At 35.2% G+C, this 19,253-nt stretch carries 18 protein-coding genes; 13 read left to right on the top strand and 5 right to left on the bottom strand.

The window, feature by feature from the left end:
* Positions 1 to 61: 61 nt before the first annotated feature.
* The 4 genes from ED556_RS00190 to ED556_RS00175 are packed head-to-tail and all read left to right on the top strand — an operon-like array spanning position 62 to position 4,742.
* Entirely contained in the window at positions 62 to 814 is a 753-nt protein-coding gene (locus ED556_RS00190; RefSeq protein WP_296318491.1) for a GDSL-type esterase/lipase family protein, read from the top strand.
* A gap of 33 nt (positions 815 to 847) precedes the next feature.
* A complete protein-coding gene (locus ED556_RS00185) occupies positions 848 to 1,774 on the top strand; it encodes a FecR family protein (RefSeq protein WP_296318489.1) in 927 nt (308 codons plus the stop codon).
* A complete protein-coding gene (locus tag ED556_RS00180; RefSeq protein ID WP_296318487.1) occupies positions 1,775 to 4,120 on the top strand; it encodes a TonB-dependent receptor plug domain-containing protein in 2,346 nt (781 codons plus the stop codon).
* A 22-nt stretch (positions 4,121 to 4,142) separates the two neighbouring features.
* A complete protein-coding gene (locus ED556_RS00175; RefSeq protein WP_296318485.1) occupies positions 4,143 to 4,742 on the top strand; it encodes a transferase hexapeptide repeat family protein in 600 nt (199 codons plus the stop codon).
* A gap of 1 nt (position 4,743) precedes the next feature.
* Here the strand turns inward: ED556_RS00175 and ED556_RS00170 are convergent, their stop codons facing one another.
* The gene (locus ED556_RS00170) at positions 4,744 to 5,217 is read right to left on the bottom strand and encodes an Lrp/AsnC family transcriptional regulator (RefSeq protein WP_296318483.1); all 474 of its coding nucleotides are present in this window, start codon (positions 5,215 to 5,217) and stop codon (positions 4,744 to 4,746) included.
* Positions 5,218 to 5,405: 188 nt separating this feature from the next.
* On the opposite strand from ED556_RS00170, the gene ED556_RS00165 reads away from it, so the two are divergent.
* Genes ED556_RS00165 through ED556_RS00145 form a run of 5 tightly spaced genes read left to right on the top strand, consistent with a single transcriptional unit; the run spans position 5,406 to position 11,298 of the window.
* Positions 5,406 to 6,686: a dihydrolipoamide acetyltransferase family protein gene (locus ED556_RS00165; protein ID WP_296319790.1), complete on the top strand. Its 1,281-nt coding sequence runs from the start codon at positions 5,406 to 5,408 to the stop codon at positions 6,684 to 6,686.
* The gene (locus ED556_RS00160; RefSeq protein WP_296318481.1) at positions 6,686 to 7,024 is read left to right on the top strand and encodes a hypothetical protein; all 339 of its coding nucleotides are present in this window, start codon (positions 6,686 to 6,688) and stop codon (positions 7,022 to 7,024) included. Before ED556_RS00165 ends, ED556_RS00160 begins: the two co-directional genes overlap by 1 nt.
* Complete coding sequence (locus ED556_RS00155; RefSeq protein WP_296318480.1) at positions 7,021 to 8,088, top strand: branched-chain amino acid aminotransferase; 1,068 nt, start codon at positions 7,021 to 7,023, stop codon at positions 8,086 to 8,088. Before ED556_RS00160 ends, ED556_RS00155 begins: the two co-directional genes overlap by 4 nt.
* Positions 8,089 to 10,161: a thiamine pyrophosphate-dependent enzyme gene (locus tag ED556_RS00150; protein ID WP_296318479.1), complete on the top strand. Its 2,073-nt coding sequence runs from the start codon at positions 8,089 to 8,091 to the stop codon at positions 10,159 to 10,161.
* A 33-nt stretch (positions 10,162 to 10,194) separates the two neighbouring features.
* Complete coding sequence (locus ED556_RS00145) at positions 10,195 to 11,298, top strand: bestrophin family ion channel (RefSeq protein ID WP_296318477.1); 1,104 nt, start codon at positions 10,195 to 10,197, stop codon at positions 11,296 to 11,298.
* A gap of 39 nt (positions 11,299 to 11,337) precedes the next feature.
* Here ED556_RS00145 and ED556_RS00140 read toward each other — a convergent pair whose 3' ends face one another.
* The 4 genes from ED556_RS00140 to ED556_RS00125 all read right to left on the bottom strand — a co-directional run bounded on the left by ED556_RS00140 (position 11,338) and on the right by ED556_RS00125 (position 15,871).
* Positions 11,338 to 12,987: a SulP family inorganic anion transporter gene (locus ED556_RS00140; protein WP_296318474.1), complete on the bottom strand. Its 1,650-nt coding sequence runs from the start codon at positions 12,985 to 12,987 to the stop codon at positions 11,338 to 11,340.
* A 121-nt stretch (positions 12,988 to 13,108) separates the two neighbouring features.
* On the bottom strand, positions 13,109 to 13,681 hold the full coding sequence (locus ED556_RS00135; protein WP_296318472.1) for a DUF4136 domain-containing protein: 573 nt from the start codon (positions 13,679 to 13,681) through the stop codon (positions 13,109 to 13,111).
* Positions 13,682 to 13,691: 10 nt separating this feature from the next.
* Positions 13,692 to 15,695: a urocanate hydratase gene (locus ED556_RS00130; protein WP_296319781.1), complete on the bottom strand. Its 2,004-nt coding sequence runs from the start codon at positions 15,693 to 15,695 to the stop codon at positions 13,692 to 13,694.
* Between the two features lie 14 nt (positions 15,696 to 15,709).
* Complete coding sequence (locus ED556_RS00125) at positions 15,710 to 15,871, bottom strand: DUF5522 domain-containing protein (protein ID WP_296318470.1); 162 nt, start codon at positions 15,869 to 15,871, stop codon at positions 15,710 to 15,712.
* 49 nt (positions 15,872 to 15,920) lie between these two features.
* On the opposite strand from ED556_RS00125, the gene ED556_RS00120 reads away from it, so the two are divergent.
* Genes ED556_RS00120 through hemL form a run of 4 tightly spaced genes read left to right on the top strand, consistent with a single transcriptional unit; the run spans position 15,921 to position 19,251 of the window.
* Positions 15,921 to 16,244 carry a hypothetical protein gene (locus ED556_RS00120; protein WP_296318468.1) on the top strand — a complete coding sequence of 108 codons (324 nt, stop codon included), beginning with the start codon at positions 15,921 to 15,923 and terminating at the stop codon, positions 16,242 to 16,244.
* A 6-nt stretch (positions 16,245 to 16,250) separates the two neighbouring features.
* On the top strand, positions 16,251 to 17,150 hold the full coding sequence (locus ED556_RS00115; protein ID WP_296318466.1) for a pyridoxal-phosphate dependent enzyme: 900 nt from the start codon (positions 16,251 to 16,253) through the stop codon (positions 17,148 to 17,150).
* Complete coding sequence (locus ED556_RS00110; protein ID WP_296318464.1) at positions 17,150 to 17,962, top strand: glucosaminidase domain-containing protein; 813 nt, start codon at positions 17,150 to 17,152, stop codon at positions 17,960 to 17,962. Before ED556_RS00115 ends, ED556_RS00110 begins: the two co-directional genes overlap by 1 nt.
* Entirely contained in the window at positions 17,962 to 19,251 is a 1,290-nt protein-coding gene (hemL, locus tag ED556_RS00105; RefSeq protein ID WP_296318463.1) for a glutamate-1-semialdehyde 2,1-aminomutase, read from the top strand. Before ED556_RS00110 ends, hemL begins: the two co-directional genes overlap by 1 nt.
* Positions 19,252 to 19,253: the final 2 nt, after the last annotated feature.

Genomic DNA, 19,253 nt, shown 5'->3' with positions numbered 1-19,253 from the left:
CATAGGGTAATGTTTTATATAACGGTTAGTATCTAAAATATGTGATATTAATTTTTAGATTATGATTATTAAATTAAAAAAAGCGCTCTTACTTTTAGGTATTACTTTTTGGTTGTCTGGTTGTTCTTCAGATGACGGTTTTGCTCAAAATAATGATGAACAACCTAATAATTCAATTAACAAAATAATGCCTTTGGGAGCATCAAGAGTGCAAGGAAATAGACCCGCTTATGAAAGTTATAGGTATGAACTTTGGAAAGATCTAATTGATGGCAACTACACATTCGATTATATAGGTACTGTTGATGATGAAGGAACATATCCAAATTATAATAATATATCTTTTGATATTAATCATGAAGGAAGAGGTGGATGGACTTCAGGGCAAATCTTAAATGGAATTGAAGGCTGGCTAAATCAAGCAGGTATACCTGATATTGTGTTGTTTAGCTCACCAGGAGGAAATGATGCGTTGATTGGATTGTCCTTTGATAACGCAATAAATAACATAAATACAATAATAGATATTTTACAAACTGCTAATCCAAATATTACAATAATTATAGAACAAATGGCACCGGCGAAAAGCTCAGAGATGACACCAGAGTTAACGACTTATTTCAATCAACTAAATAGTCAAGTGCTACAGATATCTGCTGCCAAAACTACAGCTAACTCTAAGGTGATTCCGGTAGATATGTTTACAGGATTTACGGATGATTTGCTCGCCGACGCTGTTCATTATAACGAAGCAGGAGCTAATTTTGTAGCACAACGTTATTATAATATATTAATAGATGTTTTAGAAGAATAAAGATTATAGAAAGCTTTAATTAATACCTTATGTATGGAGCAAAATTACTCAGACAATTTTTTAGCACGATGGCTAGCAGGTGAGCTTTCAGAATCTGAATTAGAAGCTTTTAAAACATCTGAAGATTATGACGCCTACAAGGCAATAATTGATACAGTTGATTCTGCCGAATTACCAACTTCGAACTTGTCAAGAAATTATGAAGGCTTCCAGACTAAGATTAAAACGCAAAATAATTCAGTTGACAATAAAGAGTCAAGTACAAAGCGAATAATACCGCTTTGGGTATATACTGTTGCTGCAGCCTGTGTACTTTTAGTTATTGGGTATACTTCATTTTTTCAGCAAACAGAGTACACTACTGATTTTGCCCAACAACAAGTAGTAATGCTTCCAGATGGTTCCGAAGCCATATTAAATGCAGATTCTCAGCTCGATTTTAAAACATTTGGATGGAAAGCTAATCGTGAATTAAGTCTAGAAGGTGAAGCCTATTTTAAAGTAAACAAAGGTGAAACATTTACAGTAAACACCAATAAAGGAATTATTACCGTGCTTGGTACTGAGTTTACAGTAATATCAAGACCTAAGTTTTTTGGTGTACAATGTTTTGAAGGTAAAGTACGTGTTTCAACTAATGAAGAAAAATCTGTAATTTTAACTCAAGGTATGGCTATAAATGTACAAGGTGGTACTACTATTCAGTACAATTTTAGCGAAAGTGAACCTAGTTGGATTACAGACGAAAGTTCATTTACAGGTGTTGATATTACTGAAGTTATTAATGAGTTAGAGCGCCAATACAATATAGAAGTAAGAGGAAAAGCACTATTGAAACCTGCACAATTTTCAGGAAGATTTACGCATAATAACCTAAATCAAGCTGCATTAACTATCTTCACAGCAATGGATATACCTTATAGGTTATCAGAAAATGGTATAGAGATTTTAAAGTATTAAATGAGGAAAGTACTTCTGTGCGTTTTGCTTTTGGTTGGAATGTTAATTCGTGCACAAGAGCAAAATTTAGATTATAATAACGAGCCATTAGAGGATGTGGTTCGTGATATTGAGAGCCGATTTCAGGTTCGTTTTTCGTTTAATATAAAAGCACTTCAAAATCAGTTTATAACATATTCTGGGACAATGGTCTTAGATGCATTTATTAATCTTATCGAGAGTCAGACTCAAGTTAAAATTCAGCAAATTGATTCAGATAATTTTGTCATTATAAAATCAGATGAAACATCGATTAAAGATTTAAATCTATTAGATGAAGTTGTTGTGGTGTCAGAGTATTTGACCTCAGGTTTTGACCTCAATAAAAAGACAGGTGCTATAACCGTTAGCCCTAACAAACTTTCTGTCTTACCAGGACTTGTAGAGCCAGATGTATTGCAAAGTTTACAGTCTTTACCGGGTGTTACTAGCCCAACCGAATCGGCTTCTCGATTGCATATTCGAGGCGGAACACCAGACCAAAATCTCATTCTTTTTGATGGTATTACGATGTATCACGACGGTCACCTTTTTGGTATGATTTCACCTTTTAATCCGTACGTAACTGAGCAAATTGAGGTCCTTAGAAGTGGTGCTAGTGCAGAATATGGTAAGCGCGTTGCTGGTGTTGTGAATATTAAAACAATTAATGAAATTCCGGATAACATAAAAGGGAGTTTAGGGACAAACACCATTCAATCAGATATTAATATTAGCGCTCCAATTATTAAAGATAAACTTGGTATTATTGTGGCAGGAAGACGTGCGCTAACAGATATTTGGGATTCATTTACCTTCAGAAATTATAGTGATAAAATATTTCAAAACACCAAGATTGAAGAAATCAATAATATTCAAACCGAAGAAGAACTTTCGGTTTTAGATAATACTCTGAATTTTTCGGATGTATTTGCTAAGGCTATTTACAATCCAACAGAAAATCACAGCTTTAGTTTGAGTGGCATATTTGTAACTAACGATTTAAACCATGTGAGTCAAGATTTAGATCAAGAAGGTTCAGCCGATAATTTAAAACTAAAAAATGATGGCTTTAGTTTAAATTGGAATGGAACCTACAAAAAACAATGGCGTTCGCTATTTAAACTTTATTATTCTGATTACATTTCAGAAAATTTTACCCGACAATTTGATGAAGCATCAGAGGATGTATTCACAAGAAATAACAGAATAAAAGATTTTGGTCTATCTGCTATAGCATATTATAAACCATCCGATAAACATGAGCTATCTATAGGCTATGATTTTTCAAATTATGATGTGTTTTTAGAAATTTTAGAGAATCAAGACGGTGATACATTTAGCCAACGCTCTAATACAAAACAAAATAGGCATACCTTGTTTTCAGAATACAATTACGCTTCAAATAAATGGTATGTTCGTGGTGGTTTGAGGGTAAATAACTTTTCGGATTTAGACCTTATAAATTTTGAGCCAAGATTGTATTCAGAGTATCATTTAGGTAATAATTTTAAAGTAAAACTTTCAGCCGAAAAACGTTATCAAATTATTAGTCAACTTGTAGACTTTGATGTCAATGATTTAGGGCTAGGTAATGAAGTTTGGGCATTAACCAATGAAGACATTCCTATACTATCGAACACGCAATTCACAACTGGAATTTTATTCAATAACAATGGTTGGAAACTCGATATTGAAGCTTACCATAAAAGATTAAATGGGTTATCATCCTTTACAAGAGGATTTAATTTAAATGCTACTAACGATACTTTTACTTCGGGTACTAATACTATTTATGGTTTAGATGTATTAGTAAAAAAACGAATTCAAAGATTTAATTTTTGGTTAGGTTATTCTTTAAGTAAAAATGAGTTCAATTTTCCCGAAATCCAAGACACTAAATTCCCTGGAAACTTCGATCAACGACACGTACTTTCATTGTCTAGCACTTATAATTATAAAAGATTACAGTTGTCTCTTGGTTGGCAATATGCTACAGGAATTCCTTTTAGTGATGCGAGTTCAGTTGAGGAATTTACAAATGACATGAACCAAACTGATTTTAGGATTGATTATAATGAGCAAAATGGTGGGCGTTTACCTAGTTATCAAAGACTTGATGCAAGTGTTATCTATGATTTTTATTTTAATGAAAAACGAAAGCTTAAGGGAAGAGTTGGCGCTTCAGTTATAAATGTATTTAATAGAGAAAATGATATAGATAGATTGTTTTCGTTAGATGAAGACAATTCGCCACCAACTTTAATTCAAGAAAATAGTATTGGATTAAATACGACTGCCAATGTAGTCTTTAGAATAAATTTTTAATTTTAAATAGAGAATTTTTAAAATGATTTACGAGTTTCAAGGATATATACCCATAGTTCATCAAAGCAGTTTTGTGCATCCATTGGCTGCTGTTACTGGTAATGTAATCATCGGGAAAAACTGTTACATTGGTCCAGGTGCTGCAATTAGAGGTGATTGGGGACAAATCGTATTAGAAGATGGAGTCAATGTTCAAGAGAATTGCACTATTCATATGTTTCCTGGGAAATCTATAGTGTTAAAAGAAAGCGCTCATGTGGGTCATGGTGCAATTATTCATGGTGCTAATTTGGGTAGAAATTGTTTAATTGGTATGAACTCGGTAATAATGGATGATGCCGAAATTGGCGATGAATCTATTGTAGGTGCTATGGCGTTTGTAAAAGCCGAAACCAAAATCCCGAAGCGTAGCTTGGTTGTTGGTAATCCTGCTAAAATAATTAAAGAAGTTACTGACGAGATGATTGCTTGGAAAACAAAAGGCACAGAATTGTATCAGCAATTGCCTAAAGAATGTCACGATTCTCTAAAAGAAGTAGAGCCTTTGCGAGAAGTACCAGAAAATAGAAAACTTCAAGACGATGTCTATAAAACACTTCGAGAGACTTTTAAAAAGAAGTGATTTAAACTCGGCTTAAATCAATCTCATTGGTTTCTTTCCCAGTAGAAAGTGTAATTAAACTTTGAACATTCCCCAAATAAGGTAGAAGTGTCAATTTTGAAATAATGAATGTTTCATAGGCTTCAATATCTTCAACTACAAGTTTTAGTAAATAATCAAAGTTTCCACTAACACGATGACACTCAATTATCTCAGGAAAATTATTGATTTCCTTTACAAATTTTTCGAGATAACTTCTGGTATGGCCTTGAAGTGTAATGCCAATAAATACAGTAAGTTTTAATCCTATTTTTTTATTGTCCAATACAGCGACATATTTCTTGATATAGCCTTCTTTTTCTAGTTTTTTTATGCGTTCAAAAACAGGTGATGTTGTCATGCCTAATGCCTCCGCAATGCTTTTTGTTGTGCGGTTGCTATTATTCTGAAGCATGTCTAAAATTTTGGTGTCAATACTGTCTAATGCATATGCCATAGAAAATTATCCTTTCGCTTTTTAATATTTCAAATATAAAAAGAATTAAATACTTTTTATTTTAAAAATTAAAGAAAATTATCCTGTTAAAATTTAATTTATAAGTTATTAACAATTTAAAATACAGCAATTTATTAGTTTTGATGCTGACTTAAAAAGGTTAAGATTTGAGCAAATTTGAATTAAAAATGCCCAAAATGGGCGAAAGTATTACTGAAGGCACCATAATAAATTGGTTAGTTGACGAAGGTGATACGTTTAATGAAGGTGATATTATTCTTGAAGTGGCAACAGATAAAGTAGATAATGAAGTGCCAGCGCCATCTTCAGGAACTATGATTCAAACACTTTTTAAGGCAAAAGATGTGGTTCCAGTTGGTGAGGTGATTGCCCTTTTAGAAGTTTCAGGTGAAGTTAGCTCTAAAAAAGAGCCAAAAGTTGAAAAGGTTGATACCCCTAATTCAGAGAAGAAGAAAGAAAAAACTAAACGTGTAAAACCAGTTCAGGCTCCTGTACAGTCTAATAACTTTAGTGTCTCTAATAGCAATACGTTTTTTTCGCCATTAGTATTAGAGATAGCAAAAGCCGAACATATTAGTTTTGAAGAATTAGCTAGAATCCCAGCTACTGGAAACGAAGGACGTCTTCGTAAAAGCGATGTTTTTCAGTATATCGAAGATGGACGACCATACAAATTTGCGCAGCCAGTAACTCAAGACCCAACAGCTTATAGAATACCACAATTAACATTTGATAAAGGAAAAGGGAAAATTATAGAAATGGACCGTATGCGTCAGATGATTGCTGACCATATGGTTTATTCTAAACACACTTCGCCTCATGTTACGGCTTATGTTGAGGCGGATTTAACCAATATGGTACAATGGCGAAATGCGAACAAAAAAGCATTTCAAGACAAATACGGCGAGCGATTAACATTCACACCTTTATTTGTTGAAGCTGTTGCAAAAGCAGTTAAAGATTTTCCAAATATTAATGCCTCAGTTGACGGCACCAATATCATTGTAAAAGACGATATCAATATTGGTATGGCTACTGCTTTACCAAGCGGAAACTTAATTGTTCCTGTAGTAAAAAATGCAGATGCCAAGGATTTAAAAACCTTAGCTGCAGACGTTAATGATTTAGCAGCAAAAGCTAGAGAAAATAAATTGGCTGGAGATGATATTAAAGGCAGCACGTTTACGATTTCTAATGTGGGGACTTTTGGAAGTGTTATGGGAACACCAATTATCAATCAACCAGAAGTAGCCATTTTAGCTTTAGGAATTATTAAAAAACGACCTGAAGTTATTGAAACTGAACATGGTGATGAAATCGCTATAAGAAGCATGATGTACTTGTCGTTGTCCTTTGACCATCGCGTCGTTGATGGCTTCTTAGGCGGAAGTTTTGTACGTCGCGTTGCGGATTATTTTGAACAATTTGATATCAATAGAGTGATATAATGGACGTCATTGGAATTGTTAAACTCAAAGCCTTTTGGAAATATTATGATGAGTTTGCAACTATGTACGATATGCGAAATGGAAATTGGCATAAAGTAATTTTAAAGGGGATTAGTGAAGAAGAGATACAAGTTTTAAGAATACTAGAATATCATTACTTTCTAATTAATGCAAAAACGGATTCAGAACAATTAGTTGATAAATATAAACGAGTTATAGAAGATAATAAGCATAGAGTAACTCCTGAGGTGTTAGGGTATCTTGAAAAAGGTATAAAGCCTGAGATTAAAAAAACCAATAGTTCGTGGTTTCATAGAATTTTAAAAAATAGATTATGAGTTATAATATAAATATTACCAAAGTAGAACAGTCTAAAGTAGATGCTTTAGATTTCGACAATATACCATTAGGAACCACCTTCACGGACCACATGTTTATTTGTGATTACGAAAATGGTGTATGGGTGAATCCTAGAATTGTCCCAATGGGAATGATTCCAACGCACCCTGCAGCAATGGCATTACATTACGGACAAGCAATATTCGAAGGTATGAAAGCTTATAAAGACGCTCAAGGTGAGCCAATGCTGTTTAGACCAGACCAAAATGCTAAGCGATTAAACACGAGTGCTGATCGCATGGGTATGCCATATTTTCCTGAAGATTTGTTTGTAGAAGGATTAAAAGAATTAGTCAGTTTAGAACATAACTGGATCCCACCAAAAGATGGTAGTGCTTTGTACCTAAGACCTTTTATGTATGCCGATGAACCTTTTATTGGGATGCGTGCGGCCACACATTATAAATTTATTATCATGGCATCACCAGCCGGTCCATTTTTTAGTAAGCGCATTAAACTTTGGGCTGAAAAACAATTTATAAGAGCTGCTCACGGCGGAACAGGTGAAGCTAAAGCTGCCGGAAATTATGCTGCAGCAATTCGTCCTACTGAATTGGCTAAAGCAAAAGGTTATGATCAAGTATTGTGGTTAGATGCTGCAGAACATAAATACATCCAAGAAGTAGGTACGATGAATATCTTCTTCAAGATTAATGGTGCTTTTATTACCCCAAAATTAGATGGTTCTGTATTGGATGGTATTACACGAAAAAGTGTTATTGACGTATTAAGAGACAAAGGATTTGAGGTAACTGAGCGCTTAATCACTTTAAAAGAGATAAAAGAAGCGTCACAAAACGGAACTCTAGAAGAAGCCTTCGGTGCAGGAACAGCAGTTGGTATTGCTTATATTCAAGAGATTGGTTTAGAAGGGGAAACTATTCATGTCTCCGACGAAAGCCCTGTTGGATTAGAGATTAATAACACTTTAGATGCTATTAAAACCGGAAAGCAAGAAGACAAATTTGGCTGGATGCTAAAAACCAGAAAAGAGCTAGCTTAAATGGATAAAGACATCTTAAAAAAAGGGTTTTCAAAACTTTGCACGGCAAAAGCAATGGCAGAGTTGTATGAAGAAAATTTTAAGCAAGTTTCAAAATATGTACATGCTACTTCTCGTGGCCATGAAGCCATACAAGTGGCTTTAGGAATGCAATTATTACCTCAAGACTATGCATTTCCGTATTATCGAGATGATGCCATGTTGTTGTCATTTGGTTTAGAGCCTTATGATGTGATGCTGCAATTATTGGCAAAAAAAGATGACCCATTTTCAGGCGGCAGAACTTATTATTCTCATCCTAGTTTAAAAGACGACGACAAGCCAAAAATTCCACATCAGTCTTCAGCAACAGGTATGCAAGCTATTCCTGCTACTGGCGTGGCGATGGGTATGCAGTATATCGAAAAACAAGGTTTAAAAAATCCTGTCACGTTGAGCGCAGTCGAAACGTCTCAAGAAAATCCAATTACTGTATGTTCATTAGGCGATGCTTCAGTTACAGAAGGAGAAATTGCTGAGGCCTTTCAAATGGCGGCTTTAAAACAAATGCCTATACTCTATTTGGTTCAAGATAATGGTTGGGATATTTCAGCTAATGAAGCAGAAACCAGAGCGCAGAATGCGGCTGAATATGCAGCAGGATTTCATGGTCTGGAGGCCATAAGTATTGATGGTGCTAATTTTATAGAAAGCTATGAAGCTATCGAAAAAGTAATAGCAACAATACGTAAAGAACGACGCCCATTTTTGGTTCATGCAAAAGTGCCACTTTTAAATCATCATACATCTGGTGTTCGTATGGAATGGTATCGAGATGATTTGGATGAAGCACGTTCTAGAGATCCATATCCAGTACTTAGACAACAGTTATTAGATAACGGATTTTCTGAAGCTGAAGTTGATACTATAGAAACTGAAGCAAAAGACAAAGTAGCATCAGATTTTGAAAAGGCCTTAAAAGCTGAAGATCCAAAACCTGAGGATTTATTTACTCACGATTTTGCACCAACGCCAATAACTGAAGAAAAGGGTACACGTGAACCTGAAGGTGCAGAAAAAGTAGTGATGGTAGATTGCGCACTATTTGCGGTCGAAGAGTTAATGAGAGCACATAAAGAATGTTTGTTGTATGGTCAAGATGTTGGTGGACGACTAGGTGGTGTATTTAGAGAAGCGGCAACCTTAGCGCAAAAATTTGGTGATGATAGAGTGTTTAATACACCTATTCAAGAAGCATTTATAGTAGGTTCTACAGTTGGTATGTCTGCAGTAGGTCTAAAGCCAATTGTTGAGGTGCAATTTGCAGATTACATCTGGCCAGGATTAAATCAATTATTTACTGAGGTAAGTAGAAGTTGTTACTTATCTAACGGAAAATGGCCAGTAAGTATGATTCTTCGTGTGCCGATTGGAGCGTATGGTAGTGGTGGACCTTATCACTCGTCTTCAGTAGAAAGTGTAGTTACTAATATCAGAGGAATAAAAATAGCTTATCCAAGTAATGGAGCAGATTTAAAAGGCTTAATGAAAGCAGCATATCATGACTCAAATCCAGTTGTGATTTTAGAACATAAAGGCTTGTATTGGTCCAAAGTTCCAGGAACGCAAGGTGCTACTTCTGTAGAACCTAGTGAAGATTACGTGTTACCATTTGGTAAGGCTTGGTTGCTTCAAGAAATATGGAAACAAGAGCGTGTTGAAACCTGTACTATTGTTACCTACGGAATGGGAGTTCATTGGGCATACAATGCGTCAGGTGAATTAGGTATGCGAGACCAAATAGAAATTATCGATTTAAGAACATTGTATCCTTTAGATGAGGAAACAATTATGAAATCGGTTAAGAAAACAGGTAAGTGTTTGGTGGTTACTGAAGAACCTTCAAACAATAGTTTTGCAAGAGCTTTAGCAGGAAAGATTCAGGAAGAATGTTTCAAGTATTTGGATGCTCCAGTGATGACTATTGGTAGCGAAAATATGCCTGCAATTCCTTTAAATTCTACTTTGGAGCAAACTATGATTCCTTCAACTGAAAAGGTAAAAGCTAAAATTGAAGCTTTGCTTAATTACTAGTCTTTTGTATATTACATGGAATAAATTTATTTCATGTATACAAGACGGATATTCCCTGTAAAAGGCGTCATCAAATGGACAAGGCGTCGCATATTTTTATTTTTAATTCTCGCAACTGTTCCCGTAATACTATTTGATATAGTGGGTTTGAAATGGCTTCATGTACCATGGTTGCCACTTGGTGTTTTAGGTACTGCTGTAGCTTTTTTGGTGAGTTTTAAAAACAATGCATCTTATGATAGGCTATGGGAAGCACGTAAAATATGGGGCGGTATTGTTAATGCGTCTCGTTCTTGGACCATACAAGTGAAAGATTTTATAACTAATGAGTATGCTGATAAAAAGATAAGTAACGAAGAACTTAAAACCATTCACAGGGAGTTGGTACACAGACACGTGGCTTGGCTTACAGCCTTACGCTATCAATTACGTAAAGACAAGCCGTGGGAAATGCATTTAAAAAACACAAAATCTAATAAAGAATTTCGTGAGTCTCAATATTTAGTTTGTGAAGACACCATCCCCATAAAAGAAGCGATAAGTCCTTACATTACTGAACAAGAATATGATGAATTGTTCGCAAAGGGAAATCAAGCATCTCAGATTTTAGGAATACAATCTAGACGTTTAAAAGAGCTAAAATCATCAGGCCTTATTGATGATTTCAGACATATGGAAATGGAAAATATACTGGTAGAGTTTTATACCCTGCAAGGAAAAAGTGAACGGATTAAGAACTTTCCTTACCCAAGGCAATATGCTACTATGAATTATATATTTGTCTGGTTGTTTATACTAATGCTACCTTATGGTATTATGGAGGAGTTTGAATCGATAGGTCAACATATTCTTAATGAATTAACGGTCCATCAATCAAGGACAACTTGGGGGCATTTAATTCAAGAATTTATCGCTACGCATTTTGTGTGGTTTTCAATTCCTTTTAGTGCCTTATTAGCTTGGGTTTTCCATACTATGGAAGCCATAGGAGAAAACACTGAAAACCCATTTGAAGGTGGTCCTAACGATGTACCGATTACCAACATGAGTCGAGGAATTGAGATTGATATAAGACAATTAATAGACGATACAGATATCCCTGAACCTTACGAATGGAAAAATGATATTGTAATGTAAAATAGAAAAAGGCTTTCGAATAGTTGAAAGCCTTTTTTATTATATACTATATTCTGAAAGTGGTTTTGTATACTTTTCAGGATTTGCTGCCAAATGATACCTCGGGTCGTTAATATCCTCAATAATAACTTCCTTAAATTTTGGACTCGCTTTATACATTAAATTTTTACAATCTCTACTTAAATGTTTCAGTTTGATGGATTTTCCGGCAGCTTCGTATTTATTCACTAAATTGAAAATTGCCTCTAAAGCCGAATGGTCACTTACTCTAGATTCAACAAAATCGATTTCAACATTTTGAGGGTCATTTTTCACATCGAATTTTGCATTAAAGTTTTGGATAGAACCAAAAAATAGTGGACCCCAGATTTCATATGTTTTAGTTCCGTCTGGCTGCATACGTTTACGTGCTCTAATCATAGTAGCATTTTTCCATGCAAATACTAATGCCGAAATAATAACACCGGCAACTACAGCAATGGCTAAATCTTTCCAAACTGTGATTGCTGATACAGTAATTAATACTATGGCATCAGACAAAGGAATTTTTCTAATAATCCTGAAACTAGACCAAGCAAAAGTCCCTATTACAACCATAAACATAACACCAACCAAAGCTGCAATAGGTATTTGTTCTATTAGTGGTGCACCAAATAGTACAAAACATAGTAAAGCAATGGCTGCTACTGCGCCAGATAGACGACCTCTTCCACCAGAATCTACATTAATTATAGACTGACCAATCATAGCGCAACCACCCATTCCGCCAAATAGTCCATTCAAAATATTTGCACCACCTTGAGCAATACATTCTCTATTTCCACTTCCTCGTGTTTCGGTAATGTCGTCAACGAGATTTAAGGTCATTAATGATTCTATTAGACCAACTGCAGCTAGAATAAAAGCTGTTGGTAAAATCGTGCTTAAAAGATGTCCGTCTAGAGTGCCAAATAGCCCAAAGATTTGGTCTTGAAAAGTGGGTAAACTTCCTTGTAAGCCATCTTTTCCACCTCTATCTGCAATAAAAGATCCAACCGTACTTACATCGATGTCACCAAATATCGTAATACAAGCAATGACAATTATTGCGACAAGTGCTGCTGGAACTTTTTTAGTAAGTTTAGGTAATCCAAACATAATCCCCATGGTTAATGCAATTAGCCCTAGCATAATCCATAAATTTTGTCCAGTCATATATTGTAATTCTCCATTAATTTGTTCCTTAAACAAACCAAGCTGTGCTATAAAAATTACAATGGCTAACCCATTAACAAACCCCATCATTACTGGATGAGGTATTAAACGAACAAATTTTCCTAACTTAAAAATACCTGCTAAGATTTGAATACCACCTACAACTAAAAGTGTTATAAATAACCATTGTAGCCCTAAGTTTTCGATAGGTGTTTCTAATCCAGAACCTATTTCATTTCCTTTTCGAATGAGGTTTACCATAACTACTGCCATTGCACCAGTTGCACCCGAAATCATGCCAGGTCTTCCACCAAAAAGTGCAGTAACAATTCCCATCATAAACGCCCCATAAAGTCCAACTATTGGAGGTATTTCTGCAATAAAAGCAAAAGCCACAGCTTCTGGCACCAATGCTAAAGCTACAGTTAATCCGGAAAGAATATCATTCTTAGGGTTTTGAGTGAAGTTTTTTCGAGTAGTATGTCCTAAAATCATAACGCAATTCTTTTAAAAGTCGGCAAAGATAAACTTTTAGTGTATACGAAAAGTCGTGAGAATAAAAAAGAGCATTCAATTGGTGCGAATGCTCTTAGGAAATAGTCGTGAATACTATTATTTATTTCGTAGTTGGAGGATATTGCTCTATGGTTTTAGCGACAAACTTTTTAATTCGTTCTTCTTTTTTATCAACGTTTTTGGTTACTAGGTATCCAGTTCCAGAGCCTTGCCAAATTAATTCTTTTTTTGCGGTATCTATAAAGTCGATAAATAAGATACCTTCAGTTCTGGTAGAGACATTATTTCCACCCCAACCTTGACCCCAAAATCCTGGGCCCCAGCCCCAACCCCATCGGTTGAAACCACCCCAGCCCCAAGCGCCAACGCCCCAGGCGTTATTGTATACATCGACACGTTGATTCGATTTTGTAAAAATGCTAACAAGCATATCAGGGTTTTCAGATTTGGTCATACCTTTAGCCATAAGTTCTGCTTCGATTGCTTTTAGAATTCTTCGCTTATCTAAATCACTGATTTCAGCTTTATCGATACCTGGCTTGAAAAATGCAAAGGTCTTGTAATTATTAAATTGTGTGTCTTTATTATAATCTGATGCCACACGCACAGAGCTACACGAGCTTAATACTAATGCTATTAATAGCAGCGGTAAAAATTTAATAGTCTTTTTCATAACGTAGAATTTATTTGAGTTCGAGTGTTTTTAATAATTCACCATCTACATAATTTGGCAATGTAACTTTTAGGTTTGGTTCACTTTCCATAGCACGTTTTATTGCAAAAACGGCACCTTCATTTTTAGCCCAACTTCGTCTAGAAATTCCATTGTTTACGTCCCAAAACAACATCTGTTTCAGACGCTTAGATGCTTCCTTAGTACCATCAAGAACCATGCCGAAACCACCATTAATTACTTCGCCCCAACCAACACCACCACCATTGTGAATACTTACCCAAGTTGCACCTCTAAAACTATCACCAATAACATTATGGATTGCCATGTCTGCAGTAAATCTTGAACCATCATAAATGTTACTAGTTTCTCTATACGGTGAGTCTGTACCCGAAACATCGTGGTGATCACGGCCAAGAACTACATAGCCTATTTCTCCTTTTGAAATAGCTTGATTAAAAGCTTCGGCAATTTTTAGTCGTCCTTCTGCATCAGCATATAATATTCTTGCTTGAGAACCGACGACAAGTTTGTTCTCTTGAGCGCCTTTAATCCACTGAATATTGTCAGACATTTGTTGTTGGATTTCCTCAGGAGAGTTTTGCTTAATATCTTCTAATACTTTACATGCGATCTCATCAGTTTTGGCTAAATCTTCGGCTTTACCTGATGCACACACCCAACGGAATGGTCCAAAACCATAATCAAAGCACATTGGTCCCATAATATCTTGTACATAACTTGGATATTTAAATTCACGTCCTAATGTTTTATTTTTAGACATGATATCTGCACCAGCTCGTGAGGCTTCTAATAAAAATGCATTACCATAATCAAAGAAGTAAGTGCCTTTTGCTGTGTGTTTATTTATAGCATCTGCATGTCGTCTTAAGCTCTCTTGGACCTTTTCTTTAAATTTTTCGGGCGCATTTGCCATCATATCATTAGAGGTTTCAAAAGATAAGCCAACAGGATAATAACCGCCTGCCCAAGGATTATGAAGAGATGTTTGATCACTTCCTAAATCAATGTAAATACCTGCTTCGTTAAACTTCTCCCATACATCTACTATATTTCCTAAATAAGCAATAGAAACTGTCTCTTTGTTTGCTTTAGCATGTTTAACGCGCAATACAAGCTCGTCTAAGTCTAATATTTTTTCGTCGATCCAACCTTGCTCTAGACGTACTTGTGTAATTTTTGGATTGACCTCGGCACATACGGTGATACAACCTGCAATATTACCTGCTTTAGGTTGTGCGCCAGACATACCACCTAAACCAGAAGTCACAAAAAGATTTCCTTTTGGCGATTTTCCAATTTTTCTAAAACCATTAAGCACGGTAATAGTTGTACCATGTACAATACCTTGAGGACCAATATACATATAACTACCTGCTGTCATTTGCCCATATTGGGTAACGCCAAGTGCATTAAATTTTTCCCAATCATCTTGTTTGGAATAATTAGGGATCATCATGCCATTAGTTACTACAACTCTTGGAGCGTCTTTATGGCTAGGAAATAGACCCATTGGATGTCCAGAATACATAACAAGCGTCTGTTCATCATTCATTTCGGCCAAATATTTCATGGTAAGTCTATATTGTGCCCAGTTCGAAAACACACCACCATTACCACCATAAGTAATTAGCTCATGAGGGTGTTGTGCAACAGCATAATCTAAGTTATTCTGAATCATCAACATTATTGCTGCAGCTTGCTTAGATTTTGCAGGATAGTCTTCTATTGGTCTCGCATACATTTTGTAATCAGGCCTAAACCGATACATGTAAATACGACCATAGGTTTCGAGCTCATTTTTAAACTCTTCTATTAAGATACTATGATGCTTTTTGTCAAAATAACGCAAGGCATTACTGAGTGCAAGTTTTTTCTCTTCTAGGGAAAGAATATCTTTTCTTATTGGGGCATGATTTATGGCATCCTCATAAGGCTTAGGTTGTGGAAGTTCATCAGGAATTCCTTCTAAAATCTGCTCCTTAAATGACAAGCTCGTAATTTGCATTAGTTTGTGTTTTGCTTTTTTTTATTAAAACCATATGGACAATGTCTGCAACCACTTTCACAGCAGTATCCTCGTTTTAGATGATATTGTTCGGTAAAACAACGATATCCTTCAGGTGTTAAATAATAATCACCATCTTCAATCGGGACATATTTCTTCATACTTAACAAAGATAACTGATTTTGGATTGATTTTTGAATATCTTGTAGTATGGTAATTATTTCAAAATATATTGTTCCTAAGGGTTATTTTGGTTTGACAGTGTTTCCTTTTATTTTTTTAAATAGAAAGGAATTAAGACAAAATCAAGTGCTTCTGAATCATGAAAAAATTCATCTGCGCCAACAATTAGAGTTATTGGTAATACCATTTTATGTGGTTTATTTTTTCGAATTTATTTTTCGGTTTATCAAGTTAAGAAATTGGCAAGCTGCTTATAGAGCCATTTCTTTTGAACGTGAAGCTTATGAGAATGACTCTGACTTAAAGTTTTTAAAGAAACGTCCGTTTTGGAATTTTATCCATTATTTTTGATTTTCAATGACATCGCCACTAGAGGAAATTCATATTAAAAACGATGCTAATATTCAGCTTTATATAAAGCGTGAAGATTTACTTCATCCTCATATTTCAGGAAATAAGTATAGAAAATTAAAGTATAATTTACAGGAAGCAAAGCAAAAAGGAAAAGATACATTATTGACCTTTGGAGGGGCCTTTTCTAATCATATTGCGGCTTCAGCTTATGCGGGAAAGTTAAATGGACTTAGAACCATTGGGGTTATTAGAGGAGAAGAATTAAAGTCCAAGATTTCAACTAACCCTACGTTAAGTTTTGCTCAAGAATGTGGTATGATATTTTATTTTATGTCACGTGAAGCTTATAGAAAAAAGGAGGATCCCGATATCCTTAATCAATTATATGAAAAGTATGGTGATTTTTATCTAATCCCTGAAGGTGGTACAAATACATTAGCTGTTAAAGGATGTGAAGATATTTTGGATGATAGCACCAAAAAGTTCAATTATATATGCACATCAGTTGGAACTGGAGGAACTATTTCTGGTATTATAAATGCATCGGAAACACATCAAAAAATATTAGGTTTTCCTGCACTTAAAGGCGCCTTTTTGAGTAAAGAAATCACTAAATTTGCAACTAAAACTAATTGGCAGTTAATTCCGGGTTATAATTTTGGAGGTTACGCAAAAATAAATACTGAATTAATTACGTTTATTAATGATTTTAAGTCAATGTATAATATTTCATTAGACCCTATTTATACAGGGAAAATGATGTTTGGAATTTTGGATATGATTGCCTTAAACCAATTTGAAGAAAACTCAAAAATACTTGCAATTCACACAGGTGGTTTGCAAGGAATTTTAGGAATGAACCAAAGACTGAAAGCCAAATCAATGCCCCAAATTAAGGTGTAATGAAAATTAGAATTCTTATCGTAATAATTTCATGTTTTATTCTAGGATGTGGTCCTAAAAAGGGTGTGGTTACCAAAAAAAAGAACTCAAAAGAAAAGACTGAAATCGAAGCTGTTAAAAAGGAAACAGAAAAGACTCCAGAACCAACTTCGAAACCTAAAGAAAAACCAGTAAAGAAACGAACTTCAGTAGATAATTACATCGATACTTATGCAGCAATTGCAATGGATGAAATGCGAACATCAAAAATACCTGCTAGTATTACGCTTGCTCAAGGCATTTTAGAATCGGGTTCGGGAAATGGACGATTGGCTAAAGAAGCAAATAATCATTTTGGAATTAAATGTCATGGATGGAAAGGCCAGAAGATTTACCATGATGACGACCGTAGGCAAGAATGTTTCAGAAAATACAAAGCTGCAGCAACATCTTACAAAGATCATTCGGAATTTTTAACTGGAAGAAAACGCTATGCAGGTCTGTTTAAGCTGAAACCAACGGATTATAAAGGATGGGCAAGAGGCTTAAAAGTTGCAGGATATGCTACGGATAGAAAATATCCTCAAAAGTTGATTAGTCTTATTGAACGCTACGAGCTCTATAAGTACGACCAGCAAGTTCTAGGTGCTAAAACTGATGTTAAAGTTGATACTGAAGTAACTGCTATAAAACATATAGTAGTAAAAGGGGATACCTTATATTCTTTGAGTAAAAGATATGGCTTAGCAGTCGACACGATTAAGTCTACTAATAATCTTAATTCTAATACTTTATCTCTAGGTCAAGTACTTCTAATAAAATCTAATAATTAATGCTATACCAAAGAAGTAGTGCGCTTTTTAAAGAAGCACAAACTGTAATTCCAGGAGGTGTAAATTCTCCCGTAAGAGCATTTAAAGGCGTAGGAGGCACTCCAATTTTTGCCAAGTCTGCCAAAGGTGCTTATGTCTATGATGAAGATGGAAATCGTTTTATTGATTACATAAACTCTTGGGGGCCAATGTTACTTGGACATGCTTATGAAGCAGTTGTAAATGCAGTGAAGACAAAAGCTGAATCAGGGACTTCATTTGGTATGCCAACAGTGATTGAAACAGAGATTGCAGAACTAGCAGTGTCTATGGTTCCAAATATCGATAAAATTCGATTTGTTAATTCTGGTACTGAAGCATGTATGAGTGCTATTAGGTTAGCACGTGGTTATACAGGTAAAGACAAGATTATAAAATTTTCGGGCTGTTATCATGGACATAGTGATGCATTTTTAATTGCAGCGGGTAGTGGTGGTGCTACATTTGGTACGCCAAATAGCCCAGGTGTTACTCAGGGTACAGCAAAGGATACCTTGTTGGCAGACTATAACAATCTAGAAGATGTAAAAGATCTAATTGCTGCTAACGAAAATGAAATTGCTGCTATAATTATAGAGCCTGTTGCTGGTAATATGGGATGTATTCCACCTAAAGAAGGATTTTTGGAAGGCCTTAGGATGTTGTGTTATGAAAACAATATCTTACTTATTTTTGATGAGGTAATGACTGGTTTTAGATTGGCAAAAGGTGGTGCACAAGAGTTATACACTATCAATGCAGATATAGTTTGCTTCGGTAAGGTTGTTGGTGGTGGATTACCTGTAGGTGCATTTGCTGCAAGAGATGAAATTATGAATCATCTTGCGCCTTTAGGACCTGTATATCAAGCAGGAACTTTAAGCGGTAACCCATTAGCAATGGCTGCTGGTTTAGCTATGTTAAAAGCAATTAATGAGGACTTAGAGTTGTTTAATAGGTTAAGTGAGAAAACCAAATATCTTCATTTGGGGATTGCTGATGCGTTACATAAATTTCAAGTTAAGCATACTATTAATAGAGTTGGATCAATGATTTCTGTTCATTTTGACGAACATCCTGTTTATGATTTTAAAACTGCGGCAAATGGTAACAATGATACGTTTAAAGCATTTTTTCATCATATGCTCAAAAAAGGAATATATATTGCACCGAGTGCATTTGAAACCTGGTTTATAACCGATGCGTTATCATATAAAGATTTGGATGAAACTATCTCGGCAGTTGAAGAGTTTGCAAGGATACAAAACTAAAA

It is taken from the genome of Winogradskyella sp. (assembly GCF_003712105.1).
In the GTDB taxonomy this organism is placed as follows: Bacteria; Bacteroidota; Bacteroidia; order Flavobacteriales; family Flavobacteriaceae; genus Winogradskyella.
Note: the sequence above shows the minus strand (reverse complement) of the source record. Positions and strands in the feature narration are given on the sequence as shown.

Bases quoted from the DNA above. Each gene is read 5' to 3' on its own strand.
- ED556_RS00190 (WP_296318491.1), top strand. From the start codon at position 62: ATGATTATTAAATTAAAAAAAGCGCTCTTACTTTTAGGTATTACTTTT.
- ED556_RS00185 (WP_296318489.1), top strand. From the start codon at position 848: ATGGAGCAAAATTACTCAGACAATTTTTTAGCACGATGGCTAGCAGGT.
- ED556_RS00180 (WP_296318487.1), top strand. From the start codon at position 1,775: ATGAGGAAAGTACTTCTGTGCGTTTTGCTTTTGGTTGGAATGTTAATT.
- ED556_RS00175 (WP_296318485.1), top strand. From the start codon at position 4,143: ATGATTTACGAGTTTCAAGGATATATACCCATAGTTCATCAAAGCAGT.
- ED556_RS00170 (WP_296318483.1), bottom strand. From the start codon at position 5,217: ATGGCATATGCATTAGACAGTATTGACACCAAAATTTTAGACATGCTT.
- ED556_RS00165 (WP_296319790.1), top strand. From the start codon at position 5,406: ATGCCCAAAATGGGCGAAAGTATTACTGAAGGCACCATAATAAATTGG.
- ED556_RS00160 (WP_296318481.1), top strand. From the start codon at position 6,686: ATGGACGTCATTGGAATTGTTAAACTCAAAGCCTTTTGGAAATATTAT.
- ED556_RS00155 (WP_296318480.1), top strand. From the start codon at position 7,021: ATGAGTTATAATATAAATATTACCAAAGTAGAACAGTCTAAAGTAGAT.
- ED556_RS00150 (WP_296318479.1), top strand. From the start codon at position 8,089: ATGGATAAAGACATCTTAAAAAAAGGGTTTTCAAAACTTTGCACGGCA.
- ED556_RS00145 (WP_296318477.1), top strand. From the start codon at position 10,195: ATGTATACAAGACGGATATTCCCTGTAAAAGGCGTCATCAAATGGACA.
- ED556_RS00140 (WP_296318474.1), bottom strand. From the start codon at position 12,987: ATGATTTTAGGACATACTACTCGAAAAAACTTCACTCAAAACCCTAAG.
- ED556_RS00135 (WP_296318472.1), bottom strand. From the start codon at position 13,681: ATGAAAAAGACTATTAAATTTTTACCGCTGCTATTAATAGCATTAGTA.
- ED556_RS00125 (WP_296318470.1), bottom strand. From the start codon at position 15,871: ATGAAGAAATATGTCCCGATTGAAGATGGTGATTATTATTTAACACCT.
- ED556_RS00120 (WP_296318468.1), top strand. From the start codon at position 15,921: ATGGTAATTATTTCAAAATATATTGTTCCTAAGGGTTATTTTGGTTTG.
- ED556_RS00115 (WP_296318466.1), top strand. From the start codon at position 16,251: ATGACATCGCCACTAGAGGAAATTCATATTAAAAACGATGCTAATATT.
- ED556_RS00110 (WP_296318464.1), top strand. From the start codon at position 17,150: ATGAAAATTAGAATTCTTATCGTAATAATTTCATGTTTTATTCTAGGA.
- hemL (WP_296318463.1), top strand. From the start codon at position 17,962: ATGCTATACCAAAGAAGTAGTGCGCTTTTTAAAGAAGCACAAACTGTA.